The organism is Bradyrhizobium sp. CCBAU 53415, assembly GCF_028128735.1.
Taxonomy (GTDB): Bacteria; Pseudomonadota; Alphaproteobacteria; order Rhizobiales; family Xanthobacteraceae; genus Bradyrhizobium.
Genome location: NZ_LBJF01000027.1, coordinates 1203082 through 1220877, shown reverse-complemented (window position 1 = coordinate 1220877; position 17796 = coordinate 1203082). Strand labels below are relative to the sequence as shown.

At 65.5% G+C, this 17796-nt stretch carries 17 protein-coding genes; 11 read left to right on the top strand and 6 right to left on the bottom strand.

Features of this window, described 5'->3' with window-relative positions:
- Positions 1-8 precede the first annotated feature (8 nt).
- The gene (locus XH87_RS33865) at positions 9-1259 is read left to right on the top strand and encodes an arsenic transporter (RefSeq protein ID WP_271590552.1); all 1251 of its coding nucleotides are present in this window, start codon (positions 9-11) and stop codon (positions 1257-1259) included.
- A 121-nt stretch (positions 1260-1380) separates the two neighbouring features.
- Positions 1381-1608, top strand: a complete 228-nt coding sequence (locus XH87_RS33860) for a hypothetical protein (RefSeq protein WP_271590551.1) — start codon at positions 1381-1383, stop codon at positions 1606-1608.
- Between the two features lie 46 nt (positions 1609-1654).
- On the opposite strand, the gene XH87_RS33855 is transcribed toward XH87_RS33860, so the two are convergent.
- On the bottom strand, positions 1655-3019 hold the full coding sequence (locus XH87_RS33855; RefSeq protein ID WP_271590550.1) for an MFS transporter: 1365 nt from the start codon (positions 3017-3019) through the stop codon (positions 1655-1657).
- 27 nt (positions 3020-3046) lie between these two features.
- A complete protein-coding gene (locus XH87_RS33850; RefSeq protein ID WP_158672151.1) occupies positions 3047-3814 on the bottom strand; it encodes a GntR family transcriptional regulator in 768 nt (255 codons plus the stop codon).
- Between the two features lie 177 nt (positions 3815-3991).
- On the opposite strand from XH87_RS33850, the gene XH87_RS33845 reads away from it, so the two are divergent.
- From XH87_RS33845 to XH87_RS33835, 3 genes are read left to right on the top strand one after another with little or no spacing between them, the layout of a single operon-like run.
- The gene (locus XH87_RS33845) at positions 3992-5191 is read left to right on the top strand and encodes a mandelate racemase/muconate lactonizing enzyme family protein (RefSeq protein ID WP_271590549.1); all 1200 of its coding nucleotides are present in this window, start codon (positions 3992-3994) and stop codon (positions 5189-5191) included.
- Positions 5192-5203: 12 nt separating this feature from the next.
- Entirely contained in the window at positions 5204-5971 is a 768-nt protein-coding gene (locus XH87_RS33840; protein ID WP_271590548.1) for an SDR family oxidoreductase, read from the top strand.
- 26 nt (positions 5972-5997) lie between these two features.
- Positions 5998-7029 (top strand): L-idonate 5-dehydrogenase, encoded by a 1032-nt coding sequence (locus XH87_RS33835; protein ID WP_271590547.1) that lies wholly within the window; start codon positions 5998-6000, stop codon positions 7027-7029.
- Between the two features lie 6 nt (positions 7030-7035).
- Here XH87_RS33835 and XH87_RS33830 read toward each other — a convergent pair whose 3' ends face one another.
- Entirely contained in the window at positions 7036-7893 is an 858-nt protein-coding gene (locus XH87_RS33830) for a DUF3280 domain-containing protein (RefSeq protein ID WP_271590931.1), read from the bottom strand.
- Positions 7894-8083: 190 nt separating this feature from the next.
- On the opposite strand from XH87_RS33830, the gene XH87_RS33825 reads away from it, so the two are divergent.
- Positions 8084-9466, top strand: coding sequence for a sensor histidine kinase (locus tag XH87_RS33825; RefSeq protein WP_271590546.1), 1383 nt, complete (start codon positions 8084-8086; stop codon positions 9464-9466).
- The gene (locus tag XH87_RS33820; RefSeq protein ID WP_158668940.1) at positions 9463-10110 is read left to right on the top strand and encodes a response regulator; all 648 of its coding nucleotides are present in this window, start codon (positions 9463-9465) and stop codon (positions 10108-10110) included. The genes XH87_RS33825 and XH87_RS33820 overlap by 4 nt, the downstream gene beginning before the upstream one ends.
- A 10-nt stretch (positions 10111-10120) precedes the next feature.
- On the opposite strand, the gene XH87_RS33815 is transcribed toward XH87_RS33820, so the two are convergent.
- Positions 10121-11083 (bottom strand): MBL fold metallo-hydrolase, encoded by a 963-nt coding sequence (locus XH87_RS33815; RefSeq protein ID WP_271590545.1) that lies wholly within the window; start codon positions 11081-11083, stop codon positions 10121-10123.
- A gap of 37 nt (positions 11084-11120) precedes the next feature.
- Positions 11121-12104 (bottom strand): VOC family protein, encoded by a 984-nt coding sequence (locus XH87_RS33810; protein WP_271590544.1) that lies wholly within the window; start codon positions 12102-12104, stop codon positions 11121-11123.
- Between the two features lie 145 nt (positions 12105-12249).
- Between XH87_RS33810 and XH87_RS33805 the strand changes: the two genes are divergently transcribed.
- The 4 genes from XH87_RS33805 to XH87_RS33790 all read left to right on the top strand — a co-directional run bounded on the left by XH87_RS33805 (position 12250) and on the right by XH87_RS33790 (position 16806).
- Complete coding sequence (locus XH87_RS33805; protein ID WP_271590543.1) at positions 12250-13041, top strand: DNA-binding transcriptional regulator; 792 nt, start codon at positions 12250-12252, stop codon at positions 13039-13041.
- Between the two features lie 132 nt (positions 13042-13173).
- Entirely contained in the window at positions 13174-14679 is a 1506-nt protein-coding gene (gene mhpA / locus XH87_RS33800; RefSeq protein WP_271590542.1) for a bifunctional 3-(3-hydroxy-phenyl)propionate/3-hydroxycinnamic acid hydroxylase MhpA, read from the top strand.
- Between the two features lie 25 nt (positions 14680-14704).
- Positions 14705-15556, top strand: a complete 852-nt coding sequence (locus XH87_RS33795; RefSeq protein ID WP_271590541.1) for a fumarylacetoacetate hydrolase family protein — start codon at positions 14705-14707, stop codon at positions 15554-15556.
- Between the two features lie 41 nt (positions 15557-15597).
- Positions 15598-16806, top strand: a complete 1209-nt coding sequence (locus tag XH87_RS33790) for an ABC transporter substrate-binding protein (protein ID WP_271590540.1) — start codon at positions 15598-15600, stop codon at positions 16804-16806.
- 66 nt (positions 16807-16872) lie between these two features.
- Here the strand turns inward: XH87_RS33790 and XH87_RS33785 are convergent, their stop codons facing one another.
- Positions 16873-17715, bottom strand: coding sequence for a hypothetical protein (locus XH87_RS33785; protein ID WP_271590539.1), 843 nt, complete (start codon positions 17713-17715; stop codon positions 16873-16875).
- Positions 17716-17796: the final 81 nt, after the last annotated feature.

The following is a 17796-nucleotide window of genomic DNA, read 5'->3' as shown; positions in this document are numbered from 1 at the left end:
GATTGACCGTGCCGTCTGACGCCATCTGGGCCTGGAGCATCATCATCGTCGCGACCGCAGGCGTCATCATCCGCCCCTTTCGCCTACCCGAGGCGATCTGGGCCGTGATCGGCGCTGGCGCGCTGGTGCTGCTCGGCTTGCTGCCATGGCAAGATGCACTGACGGGTATCGAGAAGGGCGTCGACGTCTATCTCTTCCTGATCGGCATGATGCTGATCGCAGAACTGGCGCGGCTCGAAGGCCTGTTCGATTATCTCGCCGCGCTCGCGGTCGAATATGCGCGCGGCTCGCCGCAGCGGCTATTCCTGCTGATCTATCTCGTCGGCACGCTGGTGACCGTGCTGCTCTCGAACGACGCCACCGCGATCGTGTTGACGCCTGCGGTCTACGCCGCGACGCGCGCGGCGGGCGCCAAGCCGCTCCCCTATCTGTTCGTCTGTGCCTTCATCGCCAATGCCGCGAGCTTCGTCCTGCCGATTTCCAATCCGGCCAATCTCGTCGTGTTCGGCGCGCGCATGCCGCAGCTCACCGAATGGCTGCGCCTGTTCGCCCTGCCCTCGGCGGCCTCGATCCTGCTCACCTACGTGGTGCTGCGCCTGAGCCAGCACCGCGCGCTCGAGGAAGAGACGATTGCCCGCAGCGTGCCGCATCCGAAGCTTGGACGCGGCGGCAAGCTCACGGCAACAGGCATCGTCGCGATCGGCATCGTGCTGGTCACTGCGTCAGCGCTGGATCGGCAGCTGGGCCTGCCGACCTTCATCTGCGGCGTCGCGACGGCGGCGATCGTGCTGCTGATCAACCGGCAATCGCCCTTGCCCGTGCTGCACGGTGTCTCCTGGAGCGTGCTGCCGCTGGTCGGCGGGCTGTTTGTCATGGTGGAGGCGCTGGTGAAGACCGGCGTGATCGCGCAGCTCAGCGCCCTGCTGCAGGAGGCGGTCGCGCAATCGGTGCCCCAGGCCGCCTGGAGCGTCGGTATCGCCACCGCGCTCGCCGACAACATCGCCAACAACCTTCCGGTCGGCCTCGTCGCCGGCTCGGTCGCCGCCAACGATCATCTGCCCGCACCAGTCGTCAGCGCCATCCTGATCGGCGTCGATCTCGGCCCCAATCTGTCGGTGACCGGCTCGCTCGCCACCATCCTCTGGCTGGTCGCGCTCCGGCGGGAGAAGATCGAGGTCGGCGCCTGGCCGTTCCTCAAGCTCGGCCTGCTGGTGACCCCGCCTGCCCTGATCGCTGCGCTGGCGGTCGCCATCAGGTAGCGGCAAAACGCACCGGTTGAATAGGTGCAATTGTTTGCGGTGCATCAATGCCGGCGGTGCGGCTGCGGCTAGAGTTCATTTGTCGCGCGCTTCGGACATGCCGCGGCAAGGAAGGTTCATCATGCAGATTCGATCAAAGTCGCTGCCGCGGAGTTGCTCCCTGCGTCGCGGAATTCAGAGCCTCGTCGCGCCCGCCGAAAGCCGTACCCATCCCCTGCTCGTCTTCTGCGCCGTGGTGCTGCTGGCCTTGTTCGCCATCCTGGAGATTGATCTGCACACGGCCCAGCTTCAGGCCATCGGCCTGCTCGGCCACGGCACCGGGATCGATCCGGTCTTCCTGAGCCCGTAGCGGGAGGAGCCCGATCGCGGCCACGACGCCGCGACCGGGTCGCACCTCAGTCGTTCTCGTAGCCGTAGACTTCCGGAAGGATGAAGATCGCGGCGAGCAATCCGATCAGCGGGAAGATTGCGACGAACAGCGTGGCGTTGGCCTGTCCGATCGCCGCGAACAGCGACGGAAACAGGAAGATCGCCAGGAACGACGGCAGCTTGACGAACATGTAGGCGAAGCCGCTGGCGGTGCCGCGGTATTTCGGCTTGGCGACCATGGTCGGGATCGTCATGCAGTTCGACGCATCCCAATAATGGCCCCACAGCATGGCGGCGGCCGCGAACGGCAGCAGTATCTTGTTGTCGGTGTAGAGCGCGAAAGCCGCGACCAGGAGTGAAGCCAGCACGATGCCGAAACCGGCGATGGCGATGCCGCGATGGCCGATCTTCGGCGTCAGCAGCGGACCGACCCAGCCGGACAGCGCGGCGAAGCAGAACAGTCCCATCGTCACCAGGTTGTTGCCGAGCACGCTCGACACGCCGACCATCACGAACAGTACCGGCAGGTAGAACGCAAACGTCGAGAACTCGCTGCCTTGCGCGAAGCAGGCGATCCAGCCGTAGAGAGTGGCGCGCCAGCGGATCGGATCCTTCCTGAGGTCGGCGAGGAAGGCGCGGGTCGAGACCTTCGGCACCTCGACGTCCCGATCCGGCAGCATGTCGAGATTGTCGTTGAACATCTCGCGGGCGACCTGCTTGGCCTCGCGGTAGCGCCCCTTCTGCACCAGCCACACCGCCGTCTCCGGCACGTCGTGGCGCATGATCAGGATGATCAGCGCCGGCACAGCGCCGAGACCGAGCGTCACGCGCCACAGCATCTCGTGGTTCATGTCGGTCAGGAGGAAGATCACGATGACGCCGATCGTCAGGACCTCGCCGACCGCGAACATGAACTGCCAGCGGTTGCCCATGACCTCGCGCTCGCCCTTGGCCATGGATTCCATGATGTAGGTGTAGCCGGTCGAGATGTCGGAGCCGAGCGGGATGCCGAGCAGGAAGCGGATCACGACCAGCCAGGCGACATCAGGCACGACGGCCTGCGCCAGCGCCAGCACGATGAACATCACCATCGTCACCAGGAACATCACGCGGCGGCCGATCTTGTCGGACAGCCAGCCGCCGAGCAGCGCGCCGATCAGGGCGCCGCCCTGCGTGCCGGCCGCGGCCAGGCCCAGCATCAGCGGATCGGGATTGTACTGCTCCTTGATGAAGATCAGCACGAAGGCGATCGAATAGAGGTCCCAGGCCTCGACCAGGATCGAGGCCATCATCAGCCAGCCGACCTTGTTGCCCTTGGGGCTGTAGTTCGTGATGAGATAGCGGACCGCGGCTTCGCTCGCGGTCGGTTGTGGCATGGCCATCGTTGACATTTTTCTTGGTCCTCTCTTCGAAACTCTCTACGCGTCGAGCAGCGGCTCGATGCTGCAGTCGAGCAGGCGCGGATCGATCCCCGCCTCCATGCCCGTGAACATCTCGTCCATGTAGTCGATCAGGGCATCGCTCGCCTTCACCGCGTCCTCGACGCGGCGGTTGGCGACGGCTGCCAGAATGGCGAGATGATGATCGATCGTGCCGGACAGATCCGCCTGCCCCGGCATGAAGCGGTGATGGATGTAGCCGATGCGCCGATACAGCGTGTGCAGTGGCCGCATCGTATGCACCAGGAACGGTTCGCCCGCAGCCTCCAGCACCAGCGCATCGATGCGACGGTCGAGGCTGTTGAATTCGTCGAGGGTCAGGCTGGCGCGGCGCTCGCGCAGCAGGCGTTCGATGTGCAGCGCCTGATTGCGATGCGAGAGGCTGGCGCGATCGGCGGCAAGTCGGACGACGAAACGCTCCATGTCGCGGCGCAAGACCAGCAGCATGCGCTCGCGCGCGAGATCGATCGGCGCGATGTGCAGGCCGTGACGGGGCCGGATGATGATGAGGGTATCGGCCGAGAGACGATTGACGGCGTGATGCACCGGTGTGCGCCCGAAGCCGGTGATGTGCTGCAACTCCAGCATCGTCATGAATTGTCCGGGCTTGAGCTCGCAGTGAACGAGGAGCTCTTCGATCTTCTGGTAGGCCAGCTCGAAGAAATTGAGCCGGTTGCGCCGCGAGGGCTTGCCCTCGGCGTCGTCGTCGCTTCTCACCACCTCGAGTGCGCGCTTGCGCTTTGCCATGTCGTTCTCTCCCGTTGGCCCGCGCTCTCGTTGCTGGATGGCGCCCTATTGGTTCGAGCCTTAAAACATGTTGTGATATATTACAAGCCGGCGTAAGACTCCCGCGCGGCCTGCAACATGTTGCAGTGCAAAATGAGAGGACGGACGCGCGACGTCTGAAATGGGAGGACAATTGCCTTGAAGATCACGTCGATCGAGACGCTGCGTACCGAGGAATTTTCCAACGTCATCTGGGTCCGCGTTCACACCGACACGGGTGTGATCGGACTCGGCGAAACGTTCTACGGCGCGGGCGCGGTGGAGGCGCAGATCCACGACACCTTTGCCGGCCGCCTGCTCGGCCGCAATCCCCTGCATATCGAAGCCATTCACCGCGACATGCTGAACCTGCCGATGGCGCAGTCGTCGACGGGCGTCGAGTATCGTGCAGCCTCCGCGATCGACATTGCGTTGTGGGATTTGTTCGGGAAGGTCTGCGGCCAGCCGGTGCACCAGATGCTTGGTGGCCTGTGCCGCGACAAGCAGCGCATCTACAACACCTGCGCCGGCACGCAATATGTCCGCTCGACCAACATCAGCCCGGTCGCGAACTGGAATCTCGGCGCTTCCAAGGGGCCTTACGAGGATCTCGACGGTTTCATGCATCGCGCCGACGCGCTCGCCGAGAGCCTTCTGGAAAGCGGCATCTCCGCCATGAAGATCTGGCCGTTCGATCCGGCGGCGCAGGAGAACAAGGGCCTCTACATCACCGCCGCTCAGATGAAGCAGGCGATCGAGCCGTTCGAGAAGATCCGCAAGGCGGTCGGCGACAGGATGGAGATCATGGTCGAGCTCCACTCGCTGTGGAATCTGCCGACCGCAAAGCAGATCGCCCGCGCGCTGGAGCCGTACAAGCCGACCTGGTACGAAGACCCGATCCGCATGAACTCGCCGCAGGCACTGGCCGAATATGCGCGCTCGACCGACGTCTGGGTCTGCGCCAGCGAGAGCCTGGGCTCGCGCTTCCCCTACAAGGACATGCTCGACCGCGACGCCATGCACGTGGTGATGGCGGACCTTTGCTGGACCGGCGGCCTCACCGAGGGCCGCAAGATCGCGGCGATGGCCGAGACCTATCACCGGCCCTTCGCGCCGCACGACTGCATCGGCCCGATCGGCTTCATCGCGGCCATCCACATGTCGTTCAGCCAGCCCAACACGCTGATCCAGGAATCGGTGCGCGCCTTCTACAAGGGCTGGTACAATGAGCTCGTCACCACCATGCCCACGATCAGGGACGGCTATGTCTTCCCGATGGAAGGTCCGGGCCTTGGCGCCGACCTCCTGCCTGCCGTCTTCGAGCGCAGCGATCTCACCGTGCGTCGCTCCAACGTCTGAGGATTTCTCGAGATGAGCACCTCCCTCTTCGATCTTTCCGGTCGCACCGCGCTCGTGACCGGCTCCTCCCGCGGCCTCGGCCGCGCCATTGCCGAGGGCATGGCCAAGGCCGGCGCCAGGATCATCGTCAACGGCGTCGACCCCAGGCGCGTCGAGCAGGCCGTCGCCGAGTTTCGCAGCGCCGGGTACCAGGCTGAAGGCGCCGCGTTCATCGTCACCGACGAAGTCGCGATCGTCGCTGCCTTCGATGACTTCGACAAGAAGGGCATTGCGGTCGACATCGTGGTCAACAATGCCGGCATCCAGCATCGCAAGCCGCTGGTGGAATTCACCACCGACGAATGGCGCAAGGTGATCGAGACCAACCTCACCAGCGCCTTCGTGATCGGCCGCGAAGCGGCCAGGCGCATGATCCCGCGCAAGCGCGGCAAGATCATCAATATCGGCTCGCTCGGCAGCGAGCTCGCCCGCCCGACCATCGCGCCCTACACCGCCGCCAAGGGCGGCATCAGGAACCTGACCCGCTCGATGGCGGTGGAATGGGCCCAGCACGGCATCCAGGCCAATGCGATCGGCCCGGGCTACATGCTGACCGACATGAACGAGGCGCTGGTCAACAACGCCGATTTCAACACCTGGCTGATGGGCCGCATCCCCTCCAAGCGCTGGGGCAAGCCGGACGAGCTGGTGGGCGCGGCGATCTTCCTCGCCTCGGATGCCTCCACCTACGTCAACGGCCAGATCATCTATGTCGATGGCGGCATGATCGCCGCGATGTGACCGCGAAGACAGCGAAGGAGCAAGCCATGCGCGCCGTCGTCATTCACGCCCCGAAGGACCTGCGGATCGACGATTATCCGGACGTCGCCCCACGTCCTGGCGAGGTCCGCATCAAGATCGCCAATGGCGGCATCTGCGGCTCGGACCTGCACTACTACCATCACGGCGGCTTCGGCACGGTGCGAATCCAGCAGCCGATGGCGCTCGGTCACGAGATTGCCGGCGTCGTCGCCGCCGTCGGTGACGGCGTTACCGCCGTCAAGCCCGGCACGCGCGTTGCGGTCAATCCGAGCAACCCGTGCGGACAGTGTCTGCATTGCCGGGAGGGCATGCGCAACCAGTGCCTCGACATGCGCTTCCTCGGCAGTGCGATGCGTTTTCCCCATGTCCAGGGCGGCTTTCGCGAATTCATCACGGTCGATGCGACGCAGGCGGTGCCGATCGCGGACGAGCTCTCGCTGGCGGAGGCCGCAGTCGTGGAGCCGCTCGCGGTGTGCTTGCACGCCGGCAAGCAGGCGGGCCCCCTGCTCGGCAAGCGCGTGCTGATCACCGGCTGCGGCCCGATCGGCGCGCTGATGATCCTGGTCTCGCGCTTCGGCGGTGCGTCCGAGATCGTGGTGACGGATGTGGCCGACGCGCCGCTCGCGATCGCGAAAAAGCTCGGCGCCACGCGTGCCATCAATGTCGCGACCAATGCCACCGCGCTCGATCCCTGGCGCGCCGGCAAGGGCGTTTTCGACACGCTGTTCGAGGCCTCCGGCAATCAGGCAGCGCTGCGCACCGCGCTCGACGTGCTGCGCCCGGGCGCAACTCTGGTTCAGCTCGGCCTTGGCGGTGAGATGACGCTGCCGATCAACTCGATCGTCGCGAAGGAATTGCAGCTCCGCGGCACCTTCCGTTTCGACTCCGAGTTCGAGCTCGCGGTGCGGCTGATGGGCGAAGGCCTGATCGACGTCAAACCGCTGATCACGGCGACCATGCCGTTCGAGAACGCGGTCGCCGCCTTCGAGCTCGCCAGCGACCGCGCGCGGTCGATGAAGGTGCAGCTGACGTTCTGAAGCGCGCTAGTGGCTCTCAATCAACCGGTCGCTGACCAGCCGCACGGCCCCACGCTTCCAGGAATAGTCGGCGCCCATGCGCAGGCCGCTGTCGCCGCGCGCCAGCACCGTGCCGGTATTGGCATCGCGCAGCTGGAACCCGAGTGTGTATTCGGTGCGGCTGACCCGCCGCACCACTCCGAGCAGCGACCGATCCGCTCCGAGCTTCCGCGCAATCGCCGCCTCGCAACCGCCGCAGTCGCGCAATGCCTGCCCCGCGGAGGCGCCGCGCGCGCTGCCGACGTCGACGATGCGGTAGCGGCCGGATTGGCCGAGGGCGTTACGTACGCTGCCGGTGACCTCGGCCAGGTATGCCGCATCCGAGGCGGCTGAAGCGCTCGCCGAGGCGGCTGTCATATCCTCGAGCTCGAAGTCGAACACGGCCAGCGCGGGCGTGGCGAGCGCGGCCATGACCTCGCGGGACACGAAGACCTCCGCCCGATGCCATGATTCATCATTGTCGCCGCGAAAGGTGTAGAGCTTGTCCATCACGAGCTTCCTGGCGCCGACATCGATCACCGCGACCTTGGCCCATTGCACCAGCGTGCTCGTCTTCTGGATGCCGCCGATGACCTTGAACGCCGCTCCGTCCTGGGTGGACGGCACCAGGCGGTAGCGCTGGTCCGCACCGATGTCCTTTCGAAGCGCCGCCATGAACGCCGCCAGCCGACGCTCGTGGGCGGCAATCTGGTTGGTCGGCTCGGCCGAGGTATCGGTATAGCTGAAATCGTCGATGGCGACGGCAATGGCCACCTCGGCGGTAGCAGGCGAATGAGGCAGGAGGAGCAGGAGAACGGCAGAGAGAACCAACCGGAATAGATTCATGAATGCGGTCTCGCAAATGAAGCGGTTCGCAAATCTCGGCGGCAGCCCTCGGCCCCGCAACGGGGACCGTCCCGGCGAGCGCCGGGAAAATTTCACGCCATTGCACTGCAGTAACACCTGGCGCTTTCCGCGGCTGGCGTTCTGCCGTTTAATGCAGGGGCGACAGACCCGTTCGCGCAAGGCACGCCCGATGTGGAACCGCCCGAGATTCGATCTCAAGGTCCGACTGACGTTGCGCGTGGCCGCGATATCGGCCGCCTGCTTCGCCGGGATATCCGCCTATTTCCTGATCACGGCCGATCGTGAGGCCCATGCACGCATCGACGGCATCGCCGCGATCGTGGCGAAGTCGCTGGAGCTGCAGCAGGGTAAGATCCAGTGGGTGGCCGGTCCGCGCTCCGACTTTCCCAACCTCGACCCCGTCGCCGCCTATGTGATGACGCCCGGCTTGTGTCTGGCATTCCGCGGCGCGAGCGGCGAGATGCTGCAGCGGTTCTGCAGCGGTGCGCCTGCCCCGGCGAGCCCGCCGCCGCAGGCCTTCGCCGCCTTCTATCGCGGCCTGTTCGACCCCGGTCGCGAGGCGGCACGGCCCGTGATCGTGCGTGGAGCGAAGCTCGGCGAGACCGTGGTCTCGGTCGATGCGGCCGTGCAGACGGCCGAGGCCTGGCACGAGGCCGGCCGCCTGATGATCGCGCTTGCGATCGCGCTGCCGCTGCTCTGCGCGCTGGTCTATGCCGCGCTGGCGCGCGCGCTGCGCCCGACCCGCATGATCGGCGCCGGCCTCGAGCGGATCGCCGCCGGTGACCTCACCGCGCGACTACCGCCGTTCGACCTCGCCGAGCTCTCTGCCATCCGCGATGTCTTCAACCATCTCGCCGAAAGCCTCGACACCGCGCTTGCCGAGCGCAGCGAGCTGACGCGGAAGCTGATCGCGCTGCAGGATGACGAGCGCCGCCATCTCGCGCGCGAGCTGCATGACGAGTTCGGCCAGTCGCTCGCCGCGATCCGCGCGCTTGCCGCGTCTGCCCGCCAGACCGCGGCGCAGGACTGTCCCGGATTGCTGGGAGAGTGCGACAGCATTGCCCGAACCGCGACCGGCATGATGGAGACGCTGCGCGGGGCGCTGTTCCGGTTGCGGCCGCCGGATGTCGACGAGCTCGGCCTGGTCGCAAGCCTCGAAGGACTTGTGTCAGGGTGGAACGGCCGCAGCCGCGGCCAGACCCGCTTCGATATCCGGTTCGACGGCGCCTTCGAGAGCGTGCCAGCCTCGGTCAGCGCCAATCTCTACCGCATCGTGCAGGAGGCGCTCACCAACGCGGCCAAGCATGCCGGCGCAAACAAGGTCAGCCTGCATCTGACGATGGCCGACAGCGAGATCGCGCTCGCGATCGAGGATGACGGCCGGCAGAACGAGGCTGCCGTCAAATCCGGCATGGGCCTGCTCGGCATGCGCGAGCGCGTCGCTGCGCTTCGCGGCCGGCTGAGCTTTGAGACCGGCCCGAATGGTTCCGCGATTCGTGTGTTCATTCCCCTCGCGGACGCCGATCGGCAGGCGCTGGAGCACGCGGCATGAGCGCGACTGATGCGACCATCCTGCTGGTCGACGATCATTCCGTCGTCCGCGAGGGCTATCGCTCCGTGCTCCAGAAGCAGCCCGGCCTGCGCGTCATCGCCGAGGCGGCCGACGGTGCGGAGGCCTATCGTCTGTACAAATCCGAGGCGCCCGACCTCGTCATCATGGACCTCAGCATGCCCGGCATCGGCGGCATCGAGGCCGTCAGGCGGATCAGGCAGTGGGACAAGGCGGCGCGAATCCTCGTCTTCACCATGCACGAGAATGCCGGCTTTGCCGTGCAGGCGATTCGCGCCGGTGCGAGGGGTTACGTCACCAAGACCAGTCCGCCCGAGACGCTGGTGCGCGCGGTCAAGGACGTGCTCGCCGGCAAGATCGCCATCAGCCCCGACATCGACCACGAGCTTGCGCTCAGCCGCATCAGCGGCGAGAGCTCGGCCGCCGACGTGCTGACGCCGCGCGAGTTCGAGGTGCTGCGGCTGCTGCTCGCCGAGAACACGACGGAGCAGATCGCCGAAACGCTTCATGTCAGCCCGAAGACGGTGGCGAACCTGCATTCCCTGATCAAGGACAAGCTCGGCGTCGGCTCCGACATCGAGCTGGTCCGCCTCGCGCTGCGCCAGGGACTGTTGACGGAAGTCTGATTCCGCTGCCTTACGGCGCCAGCCTAGCTCCGTCAGGGGAGAACGCTTCCACCGTGTCACCGATCCTGAACGACATCATGTCTCGGCCGACAAGCAGCGGCCCCCTGTAACTCTTGCGCGTGCGCTCGATCAGCGGCTCCTCGGGAATCCCCGGCGTGGGCTTCGCCGTGCCGAAAACGATGTGGGAGTAAACGGCGAGCTTTGGCTTGGCGGACGCAAAGATCTGGCCGGCCTCCTCGGGCGAGGTGTGGTGCGCCTGGATGTCCTTATAGACGGGATTTTTGACGAGCAGCTCCGGCTCGATCACCGCCACCTCGTGGATCAGGAGGTCGGCGCCCTCGGCCGCCTTCGCAATACGCTCGTCGTACTTGGTGTCGCCTGAGAGCACGACCTTGTGGCGGCCATATTCGACGACATAACCGAACGAGGGCTTGATCTTCTCGCCGTGATTGACCTCGATCGCAGTAACCTTCACGCCGTTGTTCTCATAGATCAGCCCGGCGTCGATATCCTTGGCCGCGAACGTGACCGCCACGGGATCCAGATGCTCGTCATCGATGCGAATGCGGATGTCGTCGACGAAGGCCTTGGTCAGGTTCTCCGTCATGGCGACGGTTCCCTTCGGCCCGTAGAGCTTCATCGGACCCTTGCGCGAGGCCCAGGGCGTGGCGAGCCAGCCGGTCAGCCACATGTCGGGAAGGCCGACGATGTGATCGGAATGCAGATGCGTGATGAAGCTCGCGGTGATCGCGCCGAGCGGAATCTTCAGCTTGTAGAGCTGGATGGTCGCGCCGCGGCCGAGATCGAACAGCAGTTTTTCGCTCCCTGCCTCCACGAGAGTCGACGCGCTGAAACTGGTCGGTCGCGGCGTCGGCACGCCGGTGCCGAGCAGCGTGACCTTCATCGGTTCGGCACAGGCGACCGTGGTGAACGCGAGCAGCACAAGGCTCGCCCGCAAGAGGGTTTTGAGCATATCTTCTTTTCCTGAATGTTGGATTATTGGCGGCGGATCATTCGCGCGCGACCACCGAGTCCAGCCACGCGCAGTTGAGCGGCGGCACGCGCGGGTCGGCGACGCGCACGCCGCGCGCGGCCGCATCCAGCCGCATGTCGCGCAAGCGCTTGCGCTGCTCCTCGGGCATGTGGAGCCGCTCGTGGCCCCATAGCGAGGGCCCGTCAAAGGTCTCGTGCGGCTGCCAGGTCTCTGGATCGATGACGCGCCCACCCCAGCCATATTCGATGAAGAAGCCGGAGGGCGTATTCACGTAGAACGAGGTCATGTGGTCATTGGTGTGCCGGCCCAGCGTGTAGGCGATGCGCCCCTCATCCATCTGCGCGAGGTCGTAGCCCTGCCCGACATCATCGAGGCTGCCGAGCTCGACCATGAAATGATGCAGCGCCTTGCGGCCGGAGCCGACCATCGCGAAGGAATGGTGGCGGCCATTGACGTGGAAGAAGTAGAGGCCATAGGGCTTCAGCCCGAAATCAGAGACGTGGAAGCCGAGCACGTCGCGATAGAACGGCAACAGCGGCGCGACATCCTCCACATTGAGCACGACATGCCCCATGCCGAGCGCGCCGGTGCGGAAACCCGAGATCGGTCGTCCGGGCATGAAGGGCTCGCGCGCAAGCTCAGGCTTGCAGAAGGCCTCCAATCTGTTGCCCGCGGGATCGGCGAACGCAATCAGCTCGGTGACATGCCGCTCGTCAGCGAGCGCACGCGAGCCTCGGACCACCTTGATGCCCTGCCCTTCAAGTCTGCCGGCGAGCTGCTCCAGCTCGGCCGTCGAAGGAACTTCCCACCCCATCACCGCGAGCCCCGCATCGTTGCTGCCGTCGACGATCAGGCGCTGCTTGCGGTCGTCCATGCGGAAGGCGCGCATCCTGCCGCCACGATCGACCTGCTGCATGCCGAGCAGCCCGGTCGCCATCTGGCTCCACTGATCGAGCCGGGATGAATTGATCCCGATATAGCCGAGCGCTGTGATTTCCATCGAATTCCTCCCGAAGGCATCGCGACCGCCGCACCGCGGCGAGCTTGATACCGGCCGCGCGCGATCCTACGGTGGCATCGCAATCGCTTCGCGTTCGCAAGGACGATAATCGCGGGGCCGTCGGCCACAAGGGAGGAAATACGAAGTGTCCAAGGAGCGGACGCGGAACGGCCAGCCGCGGCAGTCCGAAGGCGTCCGCGCCTTCAAGCGCGGGCTCGACGTGCTGCAGGAGGTCAACCGCTCCGGCGGCATCCGCGCCGGGGACGTTGCCCGCGCGCTCGACCTGCCGCGCCCCACGGTCTACCGCCTGCTCGAAACGCTGGAGGAACTCGGCTATATCGCCCGCAGCGCCAGCGACGACCGCTTCCGAGTCACCCGGCGGGCGCTGAGCCTCGGCGACGGCTACGATCCCGGCGTGGTGATCTGCCAGGCGGCAGCCCCTTATCTGACCGAGCTCAGCAAGACCCTGGTCTGGCCGGTCGATCTCTCCACCTACGAGAACGCCGCGATGGTGGTGCAGGAGACCACGCATTCGCGCAGCCCTCTCTCGATCGACCGCGGCATGATCGGCAGGCGTCTGCCGATGCTGCGCACCTCTGCCGGCCGCGCCTATCTCGCCGCCTGCCCCGCGCACGAGCGCGATCTGATCGTCAATCACCTCCGCCGCATCGATGATGCCGACGACCGCCCCTTTCTCGACGAAGCCCGCCTCGACCGCATGATCGCCGAGACTGCCGCGCGAGGCTACGCGATCCGCAGCGAGGGTGAATACAATCCCAAGACAGCCTCGATTGCCGTGCCCATTGTTCGCAACGGCATCGTATTTGGCTGCATCTCCATCATCTGGATCCGCTCGGCACTGGGGATCGACGAGGCGATTGCGCAGTTTGCAGCGCGGCTTCAGGAGACGGCCTCAGCCATCCCGGTCGAGACGTAACGCGCTCACGTCTCCACGCCGTCATGGCCGGGCTCGTCCCGGTCATGGCGAGCGGCGGAAGTCCGTCCGCTGGGCGGACACTTGGCACGGCGGCATTGAAGGGGTGGCATCGCCTGGGGAAGAGATAGCCCCATGCAAGATAAATCCGCCTTCGAAGAGTTTGACGTCGTGATCGTCGGCCGCGGGCCGGTTGGCGCCACGCTCGCCAACCTGCTCGGCCTGTGCGGCGTGCGGACACTGGTGCTGGAGCGCGAGGCGCGGACCTATCATCTGCCGCGGGCGGTGCATTTCGACGATGAATGCATGCGCGTGTTTCAGACCATCGGCCTTGCCGACGCGATCCTGCCGCATGTCATCCTCAGTCCCGGCATGCTCTTTCTCGATGCCGCCGGTCGCATGCTTCTGGATTGGTCCCGTCCACAGACGCTGACGCCGATGGGCTGGCATCTCAGCTACCGCTTCCACCAGCCGGATCTGGAGGACGTGTTGATCGGCGGGCTCGCCCGCTGGCCACACGTCACCCTGCGCAACCGCTGTGATGTGTTCGCGCTCGATCAGGACGAGGACAGCGTGCGCGTCCGCTATGAAGACCTCTCCAGCGGGAAGCTCTGTGAGGTCCGCGCCGGCTATGTGATCGGCTGTGATGGCGCCCGCTCGCTGGTGCGCCGCTTCATCGGTTCCAGCATGGATGACCTCGGCTTCCACGAGCGGTGGCTGGTGATTGACGTCCTGCTCAAGCGTGACCGCGACGATCTCGGCGATTACAGCCTTCAGCATTGCGATCCGCGCCGGCCGGCGACTTATGTGCGCGGCACCGGCACGCGGCGCCGCTGGGAGATTACGGTGCTCCCGGACGAGGATTCGCAAGCCGTCACTCAGCCGGCCGAGGTCTGGGAGCTGCTGTCGCGCTGGATCGGGCCCGACGATGCCGAGATCGAGCGCGCGGCGGTCTACACTTTTCATTCCGTTATCGCGCAGCAATGGCGAAACGGCCGGCTGCTGCTGGCGGGCGACTCCGCGCATCAGACCCCGCCGTTCCTCGGCCAGGGAATGTGCGCCGGCATCCGCGATGTCGCCAACCTCGCCTGGAAGCTCGGCGCCATCATCCGCGACGGCGCAGCGCCCGGTCTGCTCGACACCTATCAGAGCGAACGGCTGCCGCATGTGCGCGAATTCATCGAGCTCGCCATTCGCCTCGGCGGCGTGATCAACACCAAGGCGATCGAAGCCGGCCTTGCCGCCGGCCAGCCCCGCGACAATGCCCCGGTCAAGCTCGAGGTGAAAAAGCCCCTGCTCGGCCCCGGACTCGCGCTCGGCGATTTGCCACTCGCCGGCCATCTCGCGCCGCAATTTGCGTTGAACGACGGCCGCCGCAGCGACGACCTAGTCGGCTACAGCCATGTGCTGTTCGTAGCGGACGCCACGCTCTCCTCGCGTCTCGCGCTTTCACAGGCAGGTATCGAGATCCTGACCCACGATGATGCGGAAGCCATCGGCGACTGGCTCCGCGCGCAGGGCATCGTCGCCGCGCTGGTCCGTCCCGACCGTTACATCCGCGGCACCGCCCGCAACGAGTCCGAGCTCGCCCGGCTCGTTGCCGTTCTCGAGCCTTCAACCCACGTGCCGTCCGCGGCCTGATCGAACCCACTTCCAAGGACATCTCATGAAGCTGCTCTCTTTCATCGCCGGTGGCCGCGCCTCCTTCGGAGCCGTCAAGGACGGCGGCGTCGTCGATCTCGGCGCGCGGATGGCGGGCTGCACCACGCTGCGGCAGCTGCTCGAAGCTGGTCGCCTGGCCGAGGCGGTAAGGCTGGTCGCATCCGCTGCACCCGATCATCCGCTCGACAGCATCACCTTCGCTCCCGTCATCCCCGATCCCGGCAAGATCATCTGCGTCGGCCTCAACTATCGGGACCACGTCGCGGAGACGGGCCGCACCGTCACCGAAAAGCCGGCGCTGTTCGCGCGCTTCGCCTGTAGCCAGGTCGGCCATCTCCAGCCTATCGTCAAGCCGAGGGTGAGCGACGATCTCGACTATGAAGGCGAACTTGCACTCGTCGTCGGCAAGGCGGGCCGTCACATTCCCGCCGACCGCGCGCTCGACTACGTCGCCGGCTATTCCTGCTACAATGAAGGCAGCATCCGCGACTGGCAGCGCCACACCAGCCAGTTCCTCGCCGGCAAGACCTTTGCCGAAAGCGGCAGTTTCGGTCCGTGGCTGGTGACGACGGACGAAATCCCCGATCCGTCGAAGCTCACTTTGCAGACCCGGCTGAACGGCAACGTCGTGCAGGACACCACGACGGATCTCCTGATCACCGCCATCCCCGAGTTGATCGCCTACATCTCCACCATCTGCCCGCTCGTGCCCGGCGACGTCATTGTCACGGGCACGCCGGGCGGTGTCGGCGCCAAGCGCACGCCGCCGCTGTGGATGCGCCCCGGTGACACCGTCGAAGTCGAGATTTCCGGCATCGGCACCTTGCGCAACAAGGTGGTCGCCGAACCGGCCTGACCGTCAAGACCGATCAATCAACGATAAACTCAGGAAACGCCATGGGCACCCGCACCACCTCCGCCGCCATCCTGCTGATGACACTCGCGCTCGCGGGCTCCGCTGCGCAGGCCGAGATCAAGGGCGACGCCATACGCATCGGCGTCCTCACCGACATGAACGGCGTGTTCGCGACCGCCATGGGTCCGGGCTCGGTCGAGGCGGCGCGGATGGCGGCGGAGGAGTTCGGCGGCAGGATCAACGGCAAGCCAATCGAGATCCTGCAGGCCGATCACCAGAACAAGCCGGACCTTGCGGCATCGCTCGCGCGAAAGTGGTTCAGCGACGGCGTCCAGGCGATCGCCGATGGCGGCAGCTCCGGCGCGGCACTGGCGGTGCAGGAGCTCGTGCGCGGCAATGGCAAGATATTCCTCATCTCCGGCGCAGGCGCAAACCAGCTGACTGATGAAGCGTGCGCTCCAACCAGCGTGCAATGGACCCAGGACGCCTATTCCACGGCGACCGCCGTGGTCTCCGGCATCATGCAGACCAGCAGGGAGCCTTGGTTCTTCATCACCGGCGACTACGCCTTCGGCCATTCGATCGAAGCAACCGCGCGCGACCGCATCGCCGCGCTCGGCGGCAAGGTCGCCGGCAGCGTCAAGGCGCAGCTCGGCACGCCCGATTACAGCTCATTCCTGCTCCAGGCACAGTCGTCGGGCGCCAGGATCCTCGCGATCAACGTCGCCGGCGATAACGCTACTGCGATCAAGCAGGCCGAGGAATTCGGGCTCGCCGATCAGGGCATGAGGATCGTGCCGATGTCGTTCCAGAACGTTGACATCGAGGCCGTGGGCTTGAAGGCCACGCGCGGTGATCTCATCGTCACCTCGTTCTTCGAGGATGTCTCGCCCGCCGCCCGAAAATTCTCGGATGCATTCTATGGGCGGCGCAAGGCGATGCCCTCGCAGATCCAGGCCGGCGTCTACTCCGCCGTGCGCCACTATCTGCAAGCGATCAAGGACACCGATTCCGACGACAGCGCGACCGTGATGGCGAAGATGAAGGCAACCCCGGTGTCGGATGCCTACACGCCCAACGGCCGCATTCGCGAGGACCAGCGCATGGTGCACGATCTCTATCTGGTTCAGGTCAAGACGCCGGAGGAATCGAAAGGCCCGTGGGATTTCGTCAAGCTGGTCGCGACGATCCCGCCCGACCAGGCCTTTCGTCCGCTCGACCGCAGCAAGTGCGGGCTGGTCGGCAAGTAGAGCGTTTTCAAGCGAAGTGGATACCGCTTCGCGCCGGGAAAACGCGTCGAAATGGGAATCTGACCATCAGGCGAGATAGCGCGTCAGATAGCCTTCCATCGCATAGAGCGCGCAGAGCGCAAGGCTCGACCAGACGGCAGCACTGAAATACAGGAACATCCAGGTCAGCTCGCCCTTCCAATGCGCGATGTCGTGGGTCACCACCCAGCGCGTCGAGACGTCATGCAGACCTTCGAGGAGGCCGAGGAAATCGTTGCCCTCGGCGTGCCCTGCCCGCCAGCGGCTGAGATACATCGGCACGTCGACGGTGACGAGGAAGGCGAGGAAGCAGGCGATGCCGACGACGCCTGACATCAGCGCCCAGCGCACCACGCCCTGGAATTCCGGCATCAGGCGGCACAGCGCGATGCCGGCGAGGAAGAAGGTCACCGCCCACAGCGAATTCTCGATCGCGTTGTAGAGATAGTTGGTGGTCACCACCGCGTACCAGGAGAAGCACTCGGCGATGATGATCACCGGAACGATCACCCACGCGATGTTCAGCGCCGTCTCGGCGCCGGTCATGGTGCCGAGTTGATGCAGGATGATGGCCCATTGCGCCGCGAAGCAGACCTCGGCCACGGTCGCGACCGAGCGGCCGACGAAGACGCTCGATAGCCAGGTGTCGAACAGGCAGATGCGCTGCACGTCGGCGCGCGGCAGCACCGAACGGAAGGCACAGCCGAACACATAGCCGGCGCACAGCAGCAACATCAGCCCGATGTCCGAGCCACCACCGAGGCTGCCCGCAGGCGTCGGATAGAACTCGCGATAGAGCGTGAACCAGACGAGGATATTGGCGCTGCTCACAAGCGTGAGGGATCCCCACCACCACGCGAGGGGATTTGACCGCGCCTGCCACTGCAACATGAGCCGCTCCGAAAATAATCCATCTGACATGTCGTCGTTACAATCCTGTCACAAGACGGCATGCAATCACGACAAAAATCT

Bases quoted from the DNA above. Each gene is read 5' to 3' on its own strand.
- XH87_RS33820 (WP_158668940.1), top strand. From the start codon at position 9,463: ATGAGCGCGACTGATGCGACCATCCTGCTGGTCGACGATCATTCCGTC.
- XH87_RS33810 (WP_271590544.1), bottom strand. From the start codon at position 12,104: ATGGAAATCACAGCGCTCGGCTATATCGGGATCAATTCATCCCGGCTC.
- XH87_RS33855 (WP_271590550.1), bottom strand. From the start codon at position 3,019: ATGTCAACGATGGCCATGCCACAACCGACCGCGAGCGAAGCCGCGGTC.
- XH87_RS33795 (WP_271590541.1), top strand. From the start codon at position 14,705: ATGAAGCTGCTCTCTTTCATCGCCGGTGGCCGCGCCTCCTTCGGAGCC.
- XH87_RS33840 (WP_271590548.1), top strand. From the start codon at position 5,204: ATGAGCACCTCCCTCTTCGATCTTTCCGGTCGCACCGCGCTCGTGACC.
- XH87_RS33785 (WP_271590539.1), bottom strand. From the start codon at position 17,715: ATGTTGCAGTGGCAGGCGCGGTCAAATCCCCTCGCGTGGTGGTGGGGA.
- mhpA (WP_271590542.1), top strand. From the start codon at position 13,174: ATGCAAGATAAATCCGCCTTCGAAGAGTTTGACGTCGTGATCGTCGGC.
- XH87_RS33835 (WP_271590547.1), top strand. From the start codon at position 5,998: ATGCGCGCCGTCGTCATTCACGCCCCGAAGGACCTGCGGATCGACGAT.
- XH87_RS33850 (WP_158672151.1), bottom strand. From the start codon at position 3,814: ATGGCAAAGCGCAAGCGCGCACTCGAGGTGGTGAGAAGCGACGACGAC.
- XH87_RS33815 (WP_271590545.1), bottom strand. From the start codon at position 11,083: ATGCTCAAAACCCTCTTGCGGGCGAGCCTTGTGCTGCTCGCGTTCACC.
- XH87_RS33790 (WP_271590540.1), top strand. From the start codon at position 15,598: ATGGGCACCCGCACCACCTCCGCCGCCATCCTGCTGATGACACTCGCG.
- XH87_RS33825 (WP_271590546.1), top strand. From the start codon at position 8,084: ATGTGGAACCGCCCGAGATTCGATCTCAAGGTCCGACTGACGTTGCGC.
- XH87_RS33830 (WP_271590931.1), bottom strand. From the start codon at position 7,893: ATGAATCTATTCCGGTTGGTTCTCTCTGCCGTTCTCCTGCTCCTCCTG.
- XH87_RS33860 (WP_271590551.1), top strand. From the start codon at position 1,381: ATGCAGATTCGATCAAAGTCGCTGCCGCGGAGTTGCTCCCTGCGTCGC.